Origin of the sequence: Microbacterium sp. CBA3102 (assembly GCF_007954505.1) — a bacterium.
In the GTDB taxonomy this organism is placed as follows: Bacteria; Actinomycetota; Actinomycetes; order Actinomycetales; family Microbacteriaceae; genus Microbacterium; species Microbacterium aurugineum.
This window is the reverse complement of sequence record NZ_CP042412.1, coordinates 2,452,973-2,466,614: the sequence shown is the minus strand read 5'-3', so window position 1 is coordinate 2,466,614 and position 13,642 is coordinate 2,452,973. Positions and strand designations below refer to the sequence as shown.

The 13,642-nt window shown below is 69.1% G+C and carries 15 protein-coding genes; 10 read left to right on the top strand and 5 right to left on the bottom strand.

The features are described from left to right. Window positions 1-14: 14 nt before the first annotated feature. Window positions 15-854, bottom strand: a complete 840-nt coding sequence (locus FGL91_RS11735) for a DUF3097 domain-containing protein (protein ID WP_153243900.1) — start codon at window positions 852-854, stop codon at window positions 15-17. A 122-nt stretch (window positions 855-976) separates the two neighbouring features. On the opposite strand from FGL91_RS11735, the gene FGL91_RS11730 reads away from it, so the two are divergent. The 4 genes from FGL91_RS11730 to FGL91_RS11715 all read left to right on the top strand — a co-directional run bounded on the left by FGL91_RS11730 (window position 977) and on the right by FGL91_RS11715 (window position 5,128). Then, complete coding sequence (locus tag FGL91_RS11730; protein ID WP_153243899.1) at window positions 977-3,019, top strand: TPM domain-containing protein; 2,043 nt, start codon at window positions 977-979, stop codon at window positions 3,017-3,019. A 58-nt stretch (window positions 3,020-3,077) separates the two neighbouring features. Beyond that, entirely contained in the window at window positions 3,078-3,821 is a 744-nt protein-coding gene (locus FGL91_RS11725) for a PspA/IM30 family protein (RefSeq protein ID WP_047524088.1), read from the top strand. A 63-nt stretch (window positions 3,822-3,884) separates the two neighbouring features. Continuing rightward, the gene (locus FGL91_RS11720) at window positions 3,885-4,688 is read left to right on the top strand and encodes an arginase family protein (RefSeq protein ID WP_153243898.1); all 804 of its coding nucleotides are present in this window, start codon (window positions 3,885-3,887) and stop codon (window positions 4,686-4,688) included. Then, on the top strand, window positions 4,685-5,128 hold the full coding sequence (locus FGL91_RS11715) for a hypothetical protein (RefSeq protein WP_047524086.1): 444 nt from the start codon (window positions 4,685-4,687) through the stop codon (window positions 5,126-5,128). The genes FGL91_RS11720 and FGL91_RS11715 overlap by 4 nt, the downstream gene beginning before the upstream one ends. A gap of 10 nt (window positions 5,129-5,138) precedes the next feature. On the opposite strand, the gene FGL91_RS11710 is transcribed toward FGL91_RS11715, so the two are convergent. From FGL91_RS11710 to FGL91_RS11700, 3 genes are all read right to left on the bottom strand, one after another. Continuing rightward, the gene (locus FGL91_RS11710; RefSeq protein ID WP_081997082.1) at window positions 5,139-5,609 is read right to left on the bottom strand and encodes an SIP domain-containing protein; all 471 of its coding nucleotides are present in this window, start codon (window positions 5,607-5,609) and stop codon (window positions 5,139-5,141) included. A 71-nt stretch (window positions 5,610-5,680) separates the two neighbouring features. Beyond that, window positions 5,681-6,394 (bottom strand): tyrosine-protein phosphatase, encoded by a 714-nt coding sequence (locus FGL91_RS11705; protein WP_153243897.1) that lies wholly within the window; start codon window positions 6,392-6,394, stop codon window positions 5,681-5,683. Continuing rightward, a complete protein-coding gene (locus tag FGL91_RS11700; protein WP_047524084.1) occupies window positions 6,391-6,867 on the bottom strand; it encodes a carboxymuconolactone decarboxylase family protein in 477 nt (158 codons plus the stop codon). Before FGL91_RS11700 ends, FGL91_RS11705 begins: the two co-directional genes overlap by 4 nt. A 171-nt stretch (window positions 6,868-7,038) precedes the next feature. Between FGL91_RS11700 and FGL91_RS11695 the strand changes: the two genes are divergently transcribed. The 6 genes from FGL91_RS11695 (at window position 7,039) to FGL91_RS11670 (ending at window position 12,994) form a co-directional block, all read left to right on the top strand. After that, a complete protein-coding gene (locus FGL91_RS11695; protein ID WP_227991583.1) occupies window positions 7,039-7,965 on the top strand; it encodes an alpha/beta fold hydrolase in 927 nt (308 codons plus the stop codon). Between the two features lie 92 nt (window positions 7,966-8,057). Further along, a complete protein-coding gene (locus FGL91_RS11690; RefSeq protein ID WP_153243896.1) occupies window positions 8,058-9,578 on the top strand; it encodes an ABC transporter substrate-binding protein in 1,521 nt (506 codons plus the stop codon). Between the two features lie 17 nt (window positions 9,579-9,595). Continuing rightward, the gene (locus FGL91_RS11685) at window positions 9,596-10,546 is read left to right on the top strand and encodes an ABC transporter permease (protein ID WP_153243895.1); all 951 of its coding nucleotides are present in this window, start codon (window positions 9,596-9,598) and stop codon (window positions 10,544-10,546) included. Then, a complete protein-coding gene (locus FGL91_RS11680) occupies window positions 10,543-11,412 on the top strand; it encodes an ABC transporter permease (protein WP_153243894.1) in 870 nt (289 codons plus the stop codon). The genes FGL91_RS11685 and FGL91_RS11680 overlap by 4 nt, the downstream gene beginning before the upstream one ends. Then, on the top strand, window positions 11,409-12,200 hold the full coding sequence (locus FGL91_RS11675; protein WP_153243893.1) for an ATP-binding cassette domain-containing protein: 792 nt from the start codon (window positions 11,409-11,411) through the stop codon (window positions 12,198-12,200). The genes FGL91_RS11680 and FGL91_RS11675 overlap by 4 nt, the downstream gene beginning before the upstream one ends. Beyond that, on the top strand, window positions 12,197-12,994 hold the full coding sequence (locus tag FGL91_RS11670) for an ABC transporter ATP-binding protein (RefSeq protein ID WP_153243892.1): 798 nt from the start codon (window positions 12,197-12,199) through the stop codon (window positions 12,992-12,994). The genes FGL91_RS11675 and FGL91_RS11670 overlap by 4 nt, the downstream gene beginning before the upstream one ends. Before the next feature lie 29 nt (window positions 12,995-13,023). Here FGL91_RS11670 and FGL91_RS11665 read toward each other — a convergent pair whose 3' ends face one another. Continuing rightward, window positions 13,024-13,641: a GNAT family N-acetyltransferase gene (locus FGL91_RS11665; protein ID WP_134353491.1), complete on the bottom strand. Its 618-nt coding sequence runs from the start codon at window positions 13,639-13,641 to the stop codon at window positions 13,024-13,026. Window position 13,642: the final 1 nt, after the last annotated feature.

Below are 13,642 nucleotides of genomic sequence, written 5' to 3'. Positions count from 1 at the left end.
GGACCGCACCTCTGTCACTCTGCGGGGGCGGTGACGAAGTCGATGAGTTCTTCCACACGACCGAGCAGCGCGGGCTCCAGGTCCCGATACGTCGTGACCTTGGAGAGGATGTACTGCCACGCGCGTCCGGTGTCGCCCGGCGCCTCGTACGGCCAGCCGAGAGCACGGCAGATCCCCGTCTTCCAATCGGTGCCGCGCGGGATCTCGGGCCACTTCGCGATACCGAGGGCACGCGGTGTCACGCACTGCCAGACATCGACGAAGGGATGCCCGACGATCCGGAGGTGCCGCCCGTGCGGGCCGCGCGCGATCGCCTCGGCGACCCTGGTCTCCTTCGATCCCGGCACGAGGTGGTCGACCAGCACACCGTAGCGCCGCGTCGCCGTCGGCGGCTCGGCGGCGAGGAGATCGTCGAGGAGGTCGATTCCCTGGAGGAACTCGACGGCGACACCCTCGACGCGCAGGTCTGCGCCCCAGACCTTCTCGACCAGTTCGGCGTCGTGCTTGCCCTCGACGAGGATGCGACTGGGCAAGGCGACACGCGCCCGCTGATCGGCGACGACGAAGGAGCCGGACGCCGTCCGACGGCGGCCCTGTGCGGGGGTGGACGGGCTGATGAGCCGCACGGGGGCACCGTCGATCAGGAATCCTCCGCCGAGCGGGAAGAGCCTCCGGCGTCCGCGTCGGTCCTCCAACTCGACGTTTCCCGCCTGCACGCGTGTCACGGCACCGCAGAACCCGTCATCGGCGACCTCGACGACCAGATCAGCCTCCGCCGCGACCTGTGGCACCTGCTTCGCGCCGCGGTCGCGCCACCCGGTCGCCAGCACATCCGAACCGTACATGTCGTCCATGCCTTCCAGCGTATGTGCCTCCGCTGACGGCGAACGGCGAACCGCTCTCCAGTGCTGTCGCGTGTCGTAGTCAGTGCATAGACTCGACGCATGGGGCTCGGCTGCCGGTCGGAGGGAACACGATGACGAAACGGTGGCTCATGCTGACCGGACTCGTGCTGGCGATCGTCGCAGGGGCACTCGCCCCGTCGGCTGCGTCCGCCACCGATCCGATCACGCTCGACGCCGGGTTCGTCACGGACCAGGCCGGCGTGCTCAGCGCCGACGAAGAGGCGACGGTCGAGGCCCGGCTGAAGGAACTGAGCGAGAACTCGAACGCCGACCTGTTCGTCGTGCTCGTCGACGAGTTCACCAACCCCACAGACGATGCGCAGTGGGCAGACACCGTCGCCGAGGCCAACAACCTCGGCACCAAGCAGTATCTCCTCGCCATCGCCGTCGACGGCCGCAGCCTCTACATCTCCGCGGCAGCCGACGGACCGCTGAGCTTCGGCCAGCTCGACAGCATCGAAGACAAGATGGTCCCGTTCGCCGCCGACGGCGACTGGATGGGGGCGATCGCCCTCGCCGCCGATGAGATACAGGGAGACGGAGGTGCCGGAGCACTCCGCATCGGCGTGATCGTCGTCGCCGTCGTCGTGGTCGCCCTGCTCGTCTGGCTCGTCGTCGCGCTGGTGCGCCGTGCGCGCCGCAGGGCCGAGATCCGCGAACGCGGCGCGATGCCGGAGACTCCCGATCCCGCCGACCCGTTCTCCACGCTCACCGATCAGCAGGTCGAGACGCAGGCCGCGCTCGCCCTCGTTCAGGCCGACGACGCCATCACCTCGAGCAGAGAAGAGCTCGGCTTCGCGATCGCGCAGTTCGGGGAGGGCGCCACGGAGGAGTTCACCCGGGTGGTCGACACCGCCAAGGCCAAGATCGCCGAGGCATTCGACCTGAAGCAGAAGCTCGACGACGAGATCGAGGACACGATCCACGATCGCCGCGCCTGGCACATCCGCATCATCCGGATCGCCGAGGAGATCGACGATGTGCTCGATGACAACACCGAAGCGTTCGACGCGCTCCGCAAGCTCGAGCAGAACGCCCCGCAGGAACTCGAGAGGGTCCGCGGCGAACGCGCGGCTCTGACCCCCGCACTCGCTGCCGCCGCACCCGCGCTCGCGGCGCTGGCAGAGACCTACGACGCGGAAGCGCTCCGCACGATCGCCGACAACCCGGCCCAGGCGCAGGAGCGCGCCGAGCTGGCGGATCGATCGATCGACGCCGCCGCACAGGCGATCGCGGCGGGCAGATCCGGTGAAGCAGCCTTCGCGATCCGCACGGCCGAGCAATCCGTGGCGCAGGCGGCGCAGCTCACCCAGGCGGTGACGGCCCTGGGGTCCGAACTGTCCGCACTCGAGACGAAGTCGCGTGCTCTGGTGGCCGAGCTGCAGGGGGACCTCGTCGCCGCCCGGCAGCTGCCCGACGCGGACGGAGCGATCGCCGCCGCGACCTCGGCGACCGCAGAGCAGTTGCAGCGCGCACAGGTCGACCTCGCCGGGTCCGCCCGCAACCCGCAGCGAGTGCTGGAGGCGCTCACCGCCGCGAACGCCCAGATCGACGGCGCCATCGCTCACGGGCAGGAGAGCGTCGAACGCGCGCGCCGCGTGCAGCAGATGCTCGAGCAGACCCTCGCACAGGCGACCTCCGAGATCCGCGCGACTCGGGATTTCATCGAGACCCGTCGCGGCACCGTGGGCTCCACCGCCCGCACCCGGCTCGCGAACGCGGAGGCGAGCCTGACGCACGCTCTGAGCCTGCGGGCCACCGATCCTGATGCCGCACTGGCCGAGGCCAATCGTGCCCTCTCCCTCGCCCGAGAGGCGACGGCGGCCGCACAGTCGGATGTCCAGGCATACGCCCCTTCCTCCGACCAGGGCGGCTTCGGTGGCCTCTTCGGAGGCTCCGGATCGGCGGGCGGCGGCTCGGGCATCGGCGGCGACATCCTCGGCGGCATCATCGGCGGCCTGATCGCCGGCGGGGGCGGCCGATCCACGAGCCGCGGCAGCCGCAGTGCCTGGCGCTCCTCCGGGGGCGGCGGTTTCCGCAGCTCCGGCTTCGGCGGCGGCGGGGGTTCCCGCGGCGGCGGCCGTAGCGGGCGATCCGGAGGTAGACGCTTCTGATCCGCCACACAGATTCTTACGCCAAGCTCTCGAAGACGCCCTCTGAAAGGAACCACGCATGACCAAGCAGTCCATCTTCGGACGTATCTCGACCCTCGTCCGCGCGAACATCAACTCTCTGCTGGACTCTGCGGAAGACCCGCAGAAGATGATCGACCAGCTCGTCCGCGACTACACGAACAGCATCGCCGACGCCGAGTCCGCGATCGCGGAGACCATCGGCAACCTGCGCCTGCTGGAACGCGACCACGAAGAGGACGTCCAGGCGGCCACCGAATGGGGCAACAAGGCTCTGGCCGCCAGCCGCAAGGCCGACGAGATGCGCGCCAGCGGTGATGCCGCCGACGCCGACAAGTTCGACAACCTCGCCAAGATCGCTCTCCAGCGTCAGATCAGCGCGGAGCGCGAGGCCACCGGCGCCGAGCCGCAGATCGCCGCGCAGACCGAGATCGTCGACAAGCTCAAGAGCGGCCTGAACGGCATGAAGGACAAGCTCGTCGAGCTCAAGAACAAGCGCAGCGAACTGCTCGCCCGCGCCAAGGTCGCCGAGGCGCAGACCAAGGTGCAGGACGCGGTCGGCTCGATCAACGTGCTCGACCCCACCAGCGAGCTGGGCCGGTTCGAGGACAAGGTCCGCCGTCAGGAGGCTCTCGCGCAGGGCAAGATCGAACTTGCTGCGTCCAGCCTCGACGCGCAGTTCGAGAGCCTGGAAGACCTCGGCGAGCTCACCGAGGTCGAGGCTCGTCTCGCCGAGCTCAAGGCCGGTGGCAGCGCCCCCCGTCAGGCCCTCGAAGGCTCCTGACACGACCAGCGGATGCCCCGGACCTCGTGTTCGGGGCATCCGCGTTCTCCCTCGGAGGCACCCATGGTGCGATTCCTGGTCATCCCGCAGTGGCAGGGCTCACCCGCGCCACGGGCGATGCTCCTCGTCGACGGCGCGTCCGCGATCGCCGGCGATCTGCCCCGCGCGGCCACGACGGTGTTGGACGTGCCGGTCGAGGCCGGTGAAGCGCTCGGCACGGGCGTCCGCCGGCTGAGTGCGCTGCTCCGGACTCGTGAGCTCGTGCACGGCCATATCGACGTCGACACCGTGGTGATCGGCGGCGACTGCAGCGTCACCGTCGCCGCCCTCGATGCACTCCCGGGCGGCACTGAGGATCTGGCCGTCGTGTGGTGCGACGCACACGCAGATCTGCACACACCCGAGACGTCGCCTTCGGGCGCCTTCTCCGGCATGGCACTGCGCGCGTTGCTCGGCGAGGGCGAGGAGCAACTGGCGCTCTCCCCCGCAATCCCTGCCGACCGCGTCGTGACCGTCGGCATGCGTACCCTCGATGACGCGGAGATCGCGCCGCTCGCGCCGCTGACGAATCTCTCGGTCGCCGATCTCGAGCGCCCGGAGGCTCTGCTCGATGCGGTGCGTTCGACGGGCGCCTCACGCGTGTGGGTTCACATCGACGTCGATGTGCTCGATCCCTCGGACTTCGCGGGTGTGTCGTCGTCCGTGCCGTTCGGCCTCTCCCCCGCCGCACTCAGCACCGCCGTCCGAACCCTGCGCGGAGAGATCCCGCTCGCCGGAGCCACCATCGCCGGCTTCGCTCCGCGGTCCCCGGCCGACGCCGTCGATGATCTCGGCGCGCTGCTGCGACTGATCGGAGCGGTGGCATGACGCCGGACTCGGAGTGGCGCGCAACGGCCGACGAGGTGCTCGCGCGCGGGCGCCGCTTCGACAGACGGATCCCCTCCTTCCTGCTGCGCTCCCCGATCAGCCGACTCGGCTACGCGTGGGGTACCTCCGTGGGCTGGATGTGGGGCGCGCTGTGGAGCACCGGCCCGGTGGAGAGACGCTCCGGGCTCTGGGTCTTCCGGGGCATGCCGAAATGGACCTTTCGCCGCGGTGGGGTCTGTGTCGGAGGCTGCTTCCTGACCGGTGACGCGCGTCCGACCGAAGCCGTGCTGCGCCACGAGGCCGTGCACAAGGCCCAGTGGCTCCGCTACGGCTTCCTGATGCCCGTGCTCTACCTGTTCGCCGGGCGCGACCCGTTGCGCAACCGCTTCGAGATCGAAGCGGGGCTCGAAGACGGGAACTACGTGCGGCGCACCCGCTGAGAGCTACGCCTCAGCGCTGCGCGGGCAGCAGGCCGAAACGCTCGGGCGTGCGGATCTGTGCCGGGGAGATCGCCAGGGAGCCGGTGAGGTGCTCGACGATGTCGGCCGTCCCCAGGTAGCCACCCAGAAGCGTGACGTGCGTCTCGATCTCGTCGTCGCACATCATCTCATCGGCCCACGCGCAGGTCGCCCGCGCGAGAGCCTGTCCCGGCGCGCAGGAGCGACCACTGCCGGGCGCACCGGTGCGCTGCTCGCGCGCGAGCCAGGTCACCGTCATACGGCCCGGGGCGTCGATCACGCCGATGTCCGCGGCCTCGGGCACCTCGATGAAGATCCGCCCGGAAGCACACAGCGGCAGCGTGGTCAGGAACACCTCGAGCTCGGCGAGCGACTGCTCGTCGGCCGTGACCAGGTGGTGCGCGCGCTGACGTGCGGCGCGACGTTCCGCGCGCGTGCTGCGAGTCTCGAGCGAGGTGTTCATGATGACTTCATCGTACACCAAGTGAAGGCTTGCCTAACCTTGCTCCTGCTGTGAGAAAGCGTGCGCACGCACTACTCGGCCGGCTCGACGAGCGCCTGCGCCAGCGCCGCGAGCTCCCCCTCGGTCATCCCGTTGGCGCGCAGGTACCCGGCGACGGAACCCCAGCGCTCATCCACCTGCTCGAGAAGACCTCGCATCACCGGCGCGGGCGACTGCGTCGCGAGCGCGACGGCATGCACGGCGTCCGGGTGCTGAGACCGCAGGTACTCGGCGATGCGCCGCGTGCGCTGGGCGGGAAGCTGCGATTCGGTGAGCGCGTAGTCGGCGATCACGGCCTCCCTCTCGGCACCGACGGCGGAGAGCGCCAGAGCGACGGTCACCCCGGTGCGATCCTTGCCGACGGTGCAGTGCACGAGGGTGCGCTCGCCCGCGGCGATGATGCGGAGGGCCGCCACCAGTCGATCGCCGCTCTCCTCGAGGAGGTGCAGGTACAGCCCCTCGAGGCTGATGTCGGTTTCGAAGAATGATCGCACCGACCCCAGGAACAGGGGAAGGTGCGTGGTCTCCGGCCCGTCGATCTCCGTCGGCTCCGCTGCGACCTCCTCGCCGTCTCGAAGGTCGACGATGCGCTGCACGCGCTCACGGAGGAGGGCCGCCCCGGCGGGGGTCGCACCGGACAGCTGCCCCGCCCGCAGGAGCACACCGGCGCGGATGCGACCGCCTGCTGCCGGGATGCCGCCGACGTCGCGGATGTTCGCCACCCCATCGACGCGGAGAACGGTCATGCCTGCGCCTGCGACGCACGCGGGGGCACCGGGTAGCGGCCGGCGATCACGATGCGGTTGAACGCGTTGATGGAAACGCACGCCCAGCTCAGAGCGGCGTATTCCTTCTCGGTGAACACGCTGCCGACCCGGTCGTACACGTCATCCGAGACGCCGTCCTCGGAGATGAAGGTGAAGGCCTCGGCGAGTTCGAGTGCCGCCCGCTCCCGGTCGCTGAAAACACCGCTCTCGCGCCACGTGGAGATCTGGGTGAGCACATCGGTGTCGACGCCGGCCGCGACGGCACGGTCGACATGGATCCGCACGCAGTACGCGCAGCCGTTGAGCTGGGAGCAATGGATCATGACGATCTCCTTGAGACGATCGTCGATGCCGTTCGCCGCGCAGATCTGGCCCACCGTCTTCGAGAACGCATCGAGCGCCTGGTACGCGGCAGGCTCGGTCTTGGACAGGTGCACACGCGTCTCACTCATGACTCCATGATATTCGTCGCGCGTCCGCTGGCCCCCCGCTCGCCCCAAGAGGTCGAAATGCAAACTGCCAATCCTGTCTGTACTAGGGGCGCCATAAAGACAAGTGAACTCTGGGTTAAATTTAGCTTTTTGCTCTCGCATTTCTCCGTCTCCGGGCGCAGGGAGCAGAATGTGGAGGTGGCGATCGACATCAGCGAGTTCAGCTATCTTCCCGCACAGGCCGATGCGCTCGGCGTTCCGCTCCCTCCGGTGGAGCGTGTCACCCTCCCCCTCGACGACGGGCGCATACTCAGCGCGCTGCGCTTCGGGACCGGCGCGCCTCGGGTCACCCTGCTGCACGGTGCCGGTCTGAACGCGCATACGTGGGACACGACGGTCCTGGCGCTTCAGGAGCCCGTGCTCGCGATCGACCTCGCCGGACACGGCGACTCCTCCTGGCGTGACGATGCCGACTACACCCCGCGCACACTCGCCCGAGACATCGCGGCGGCCTTCGACGCGTGGGCGGTCCCGCCTCAGATCGTCGTCGGTCAGTCCCTCGGCGGACTCACCGGAGCTGCACTCGCTGCCGTGCGCCCGGATCTCGTGTCCGAGCTCGTCGTCGTCGACATCACCCCGGGCATCGACGTCACCGCCGGTCCGGCCGCGCTGCGCGAGTTCTATGCCGGTCCGACCGATTTCGCCTCCCGAGATGAGCTGGTCGACAAGGCGATGTCGCTCGGTTTCGGGGGCAGTCGCGCCGAGACCGAGCGCGGCGTCTTCCTCAACACCCGCGTGCGCGAGGACGGCCGCGTCGAGTGGAAGCATCACTTCGCGCACCTCGCCGCCCAGGCGCTCGCGGCCCACGATCCGGGCTCGGTGGCCGCGCCGTCCGTGCTGCACGAGACCGGGTGGGAGGATCTCTCCGCCGTCCGCGCGCCGATCACCCTGGTCCGCGCGCAGCGCGGCTTCGTCAGCGAAGCGGACGCCGCCGAGCTGCAACGTCGCGTGCCCACCGCCCGCCTGGTCACGCTGGACGCGACACACAATGTCCAGGAGACCGCCCCGACCGCCCTCGCCGCCCTCATCGCGTCCCCCGCCGTCTCCCACGGAATATGACGCTTCGTTCCATACCCGACCCGCACCATCCCACGCATCTCTAGGCTCGATCCAACGGCACACAGCAACTGCCGCACCGAGAGGAAACGCCCATGTTCCGACGTACCCGACGTCTCTCGCTGATCGCCGCGCTCGCGGCGACCGCCGTCATACTCAGCGCCTGCGCCGGCTCCCCCGAGCCGACCGTCACCACGGGCACCGGCACGCCCGACCCCGACGCGACCCTGCACGTCGGCCTGGTCCTCGAACCGACCAACCTCGACATCCGCCACACCAGTGGCGCCGCGCTCGAGCAGATCCTCATCGACAACATCTACGAGGGACTGGTCAGCCGGACGCAGGAGAACGAGATCGAGGGGCGCCTCGCCTCGGACTACACCGTGTCCGACGACGGCCTCACGTACACTTTCACCCTCAACGAGGGCATCCAGTTCCACGACGGAACGGCGCTCACCTCCGCGGACGTCGTCTCCTCGTACGAGACCGTGCGCACCGATGCCACCGTGCAGGGCAACGCCGAGTTCGCGAAGGTCTCCTCGATCACCGCACCCGACGCGACCACGGTGGAGATCGTGCTCACCGAGCCGGACCAGAACTTCCTGTTCACCCTGACGGGCCCCGCCGGGCTGGTCTTCAAGACCGGGGACACGACCGACCTGAAGTCGGCGGAGAACGGCACCGGTCCCTTCACCCTGACCCGGTGGAACAAGGGCAGCACCATCACCTTCGCGCGCAATGACGACTATTGGGGCGAGAAGGCAGGCGTCGCTCAGGTGGAGTTCCAGTACATCCCCGACTTCACCGCCGGTGTGAACGCCGCGCTCGCCGGCGACGTCGACGTGCTCACCGCCGTGGACCCGAACCTCGCCCCGCAGCTCGAGGACTCCGGCGAGTTCGCTCTCACGAAGGGCCGGACGACTGACAAGGCGACGCTGGCGTTCAACAACCAGAAGGCCCCCCTGGACGATGTCCGGGTGCGCGAGGCGCTGCGACTCGCGATCGACCACGATGCGCTCGTCGAAGCCGTCGGCGCAGGCACGACCCTGCACGGTCCCATCCCCGAACTCGACCCGGGCTATGAGGATCTGTCCGATGTGATCTCCTACGACCCGGAGAAAGCGAAGTCGCTGCTCGCCGAAGCCGGCCAGGAGGACCTGGAGCTCACCCTCACCATCCCCGCCTTCTACGGGACCACGGTGCCGAAGGTGCTGATCTCCGACTTCAAGAAGGTTGGCGTCTCCCTTGAGGTGAACTCGGTGGAGTTCCCGACCTGGCTGGAAGACGTGTACACCAACCACGACTACGACCTCAGCTTCGTGCTGCACGTCGAGCCGCGCGACTTCGGTAACTTCGCCGACCCGGACTACTACTTCGGCTACGACAACACCGAGGTGCAGCGTCTGTACGCCGAAGCCCTCGCCGAGGTCGATCCCGACAAGTCCGCCGAGCTGCTCGCGCAGGCCGCGCGCATCGTGTCGGAGGACCACGCCGCGGACTGGCTGCACAACGGCGAGACCATCACGGCAGTGAGTCCGATCGTCGCAGGCTTCCCGGAGGACTCGATCAACTCGCGCATCGACCTCGCCGGCGTCACCGTCTCCACCGACGGGTAACGGGCGGCCACCCCTCCGTGATCCGATACGCACTCACACGAGGAGCCCTGCTCATCGCAGGGCTCCTCGTGTCGAGCGTGCTCATCTTCCTGACTCTGCGCGTGTTCCCTGGAGACGTCGCGCAACTCATCGCCGGCACCCAGGCCTCACCCACCGAAGTCGACGCGTTGCGTGAATCCCTCGGCCTGAACCGCCCGTTGGTCGCCCAGTACACCGAGTGGATCGGCGGCATCTTCCGCGGCGACCTGGGGACCTCCCTGCTCTCCGGGGCCTCTGTCGGTGAGGAGCTTCTGCTCAAGGCGCAGGTCACCGTGCCCCTCGGCATCATGTCGCTCCTGATCGCCGTACTGATCGCCGTGCCGTTCGGCATCCTCGCCGCACTCCTGCGCGGTCGCCGCGGAGGCACGGCTTTCAGCGTCGGCGCCCAGGCGCTGGCCGCCGTCCCCGTCGTCTGGGCCGGCATGATGCTCATCGTCGTGTTCTCGGTCTGGCTGGGCTGGCTGCCTCCACAGGGCTTCCCACGCACCGGATGGTCGACACCGTGGCGGGCGATCGAGTCGCTGCTGCTCCCCGCCTTGACGATCGGCATCGTGGAGGGCGCGATGCTGATGCGGTTCGTGCGCAGCGCCACGCTCCAAGCGGCCGGACAGGACTTCGTGCGCACGGCCGCCGCGAAGGGCCTCACTCGCACGCGAGCACTCATCCAGCACGGCATACCGGCCGTCGGACTCTCGATCGTCACCGTCCTCGGGCTCCAGGTCGCCGGGATCATCGTCGGATCGGTCGTGATCGAGCAGCTCTTCACCCTCCCCGGCATCGGACGGATGCTGGTCGCCGATGTCGGAACGCGCGACCTCATCAAGGTGCAGAGCGAACTCCTCGTCCTCACCGGCTTCGTGCTGGTCGTGGGCTTCGTGGTCGACCTCGTGCACCGCGCGATCGACCCCCGCCAACGGGAGGCCGCATGACTCCCCGATGGCTCGCCCGCCTCTGGAGCACCCCGACCGGGCGCTTCGGGCTCGTCGTCGTGGCCGTGGTCGCGGGCACGGCGCTCGTCGCCCTGTGGTGGACCCCGTTCGACCCTCAGGCGTCGGACATCGGAGAGCGGTGGCTCCCCCCGGGATGGCCGCACCTGCTCGGCACCGATGACACCGGCCGTGACATCCTCAGCCTGCTGATGGCGGGAGCGCGCACGACCGTGTTCGTGAGCGTCGGCGCCGGCGTCGTGGCGACGGTCGTGGGAGTCTCCCTCGCCGCGCTCGGCGCCCTCACCGCTCGCTGGATGCGGGAGACCGTCGCGGTGCTCGTCGACATCCTGATCGCCTTCCCCGTCCTCCTGATCGCCATGATGATCTCCTCGGTCTGGGGCGGCTCGCTCTGGGTCGTGATCTGGGCCGTGGGGATCGGGTTCGGCGTGAACATCGCCCGCGTGACGCGACCGGAACTGCGCCGTGTGCAGCAGAGCGACTTCGTGCTGGCCGGTCGAGCCGCGGGGCTGACTCCGTCGCAGAGCCTGGTCCGCCACCTGCTGCCGAACGTCGCACCGGTCTTCATCGTGCAGCTCTCATGGTCGATGGCCGTCGCCGTCCTCGCCGAGGCAGGACTGTCGTACCTCGGGTTCGGTGCCTCCGTGGTCGAACCGAGCTGGGGGCTGCTGCTCGCCGACCTCCAGCGCTACATCGGGGTGCATCCGCTCTCGGTGATCTGGCCCGGTCTCGCGATCACGATCACCGTGCTCGCGCTGAACCTCCTCGGTGACGGCCTGCGCGAGGCGACCGACCCGACCCTGCGGCACCGTTCCGCCGAAGTCCATACCCCGGGGGTGGTCGCATGAGTCTCTCCGTGGAAGACCTCGTGATCGAGATCGACGGGCGCCGCGTCGTCGACGGCATCTCGTTCGAGGTTCCGGATGGTGCGCGCCTGGGTCTGATCGGCGAGTCCGGTTCCGGCAAGTCGCTCACCGCTCTCGCTGTGCTCGGCCTCCTCCCCGACGGTGCGAGCGCGTCCGGCAGTATCCGCTGGAACGGCGTGGAACTGATCGGAATGCCCGATCGCGAGCTGGCCCGGTTGCGCGGCGACGACATCGGCATCGTGTTCCAAGAGCCCCGCACGGCGCTGAACCCCATCCGCGCCGTCGGGCGACAGATCGCGGAATCGATCCGCATCCACGAGGGAGTCGGTCGCCGCGAGGGCCGAGAGCGCGCGATCGCCGAGGCCGCGCGCGTGCGTCTGCCGGATCCGGAGTCGATCGTCGACCGGTATCCGCACCAGCTCTCGGGCGGTCAGCGGCAGCGCGTCGCGATCGCCATGGCTCTCGCCTGCCGTCCGCGCCTGCTCATCGCCGACGAACCGACGACCGCACTCGACGTCACGATCCAGGCCGAGATCCTGTCGCTCCTGCTCGCCCTCGTCGCCGAGGAGGGCATGTCCCTCGTCTTCATCACCCACGATCTCGCCGTGCTCGCTCAGGTCGCGACCGTGGGCGTCGTGCTCGAGCGCGGGCGCGTCGCGGAGTCGGGGGCGGTGTCGACTCTCCTCTCGGCCCCCTCCTCCCCGATCACACAGGGGCTGCTGCGGGACGCGACAGCGACCCTGTGGCGCCCGGACGGCGGTGTCTCGTGACCCTGATCGAAGCGCGGGGACTCGGACGGGATCACCGCCTCCCGAAGCGCTCCCTGTTCGAGCGCCCCCGTACGCAGACCGCGCTGTTTCCGACCGACCTGGAGGTCGCCGAGGGCTCATCCGTGGGGATCATCGGCGAATCGGGGTCGGGGAAGTCGACCCTGGTCCGACTCCTCCTGGGGCTCGATCGAGCGACATCCGGCATCGTCACCATCGACGGACACCCCGTGGACGCCACCGCATCCGCCAAGTCCCTGCATTGGCTGCGCCGCGAGACCGGGATGGTGTTCCAGGACCCGTTCGCCTCGCTCGATCCGCGCATGACAGCCGGGCAGATCATCCGCGAACCCCTCTGGGCGCTCAGCGTCGACGGCGATCACCGAGCGAGGGTCCGCGAGGTCCTCGCACAGGTCGGCCTGGAGCCCGAGATGGGCGATCGCTACCCGCACGAGTTCTCCGGTGGTCAACGCCAGCGGATCGCGCTCGCCCGGGCGATCGTGCATCGACCTCGCATCCTCGTGGGTGATGAGCCCCTCTCCGCCCTCGACGTGACGGTGCGCGCGCAGATCCTGGATCTGCTGATGGAGCTCCGCCGGACGACGGACCTCACGCTCCTTCTGGTGTCGCATGACATCGGTGTGGTGCAGAACCTGTGCGACAGTGTCGCGGTGATGAAGGACGGCCGCATCGTCGAACGGGGATCGACGGAGGAGGTCCTCCTGCACCCCGCACAGGAGTACACGAAGTCCCTGCTGGCGGCGATCCCGGTGATCCCGCGCTCCGGGGACGTCTGAGCGCACATCGTCACCGCCGGTCGCCCTGCTCAGCGACGTGCCCCGAAGAGGCTTCCGCGCCGCCGTCCCGTCGGCTTGAGCACGCGCCGCATGTACACGGTGCCGAGGTCGCGGCCGAACTTGTACCCGACGCGCCCCATGCGCCCGGCCTCGACGAAACCGAGCTTCTCGTGAAGCCGTATCGACGCCTCTGCGCCGCGATCGCTGATGACGGCGACCATCTCTCGAAGCCCGATCTGCTCACACGCGTCGATCAGTGCCCGCAGCAGTGCGGCTCCGAGCCCCTTCCCGCCGGCCCCCGGGCCCAGGTAGATCGAGTCCTCGACGGTGTACTTGTAGGCGTTCTTCCCCGCCCACGGCTGGGCGAGCGCGTATCCCATCACGACCCCGCCCGGGGACACGGCGACGAGGAAGGGCAGCTCCAACCGCGTGAGCAGCGCGTACTTCTCGCGCCAGTACGGGATGCTGCTGCGTCGCTCATCGAGTGTGACCGCGGAATTGCTCACGAAGTGGTTGTAGATCTCCCGCACGTGAGGCAGGTCAGCCGGGCGGACCGGCCGGATCGTGTACGCGAAGATCTCGGGCGCGGCCTGCGGGCGAAGGTGGCGCGGGAGGACACGGCGACGGTCCCCCGGTTCGAACTGCATG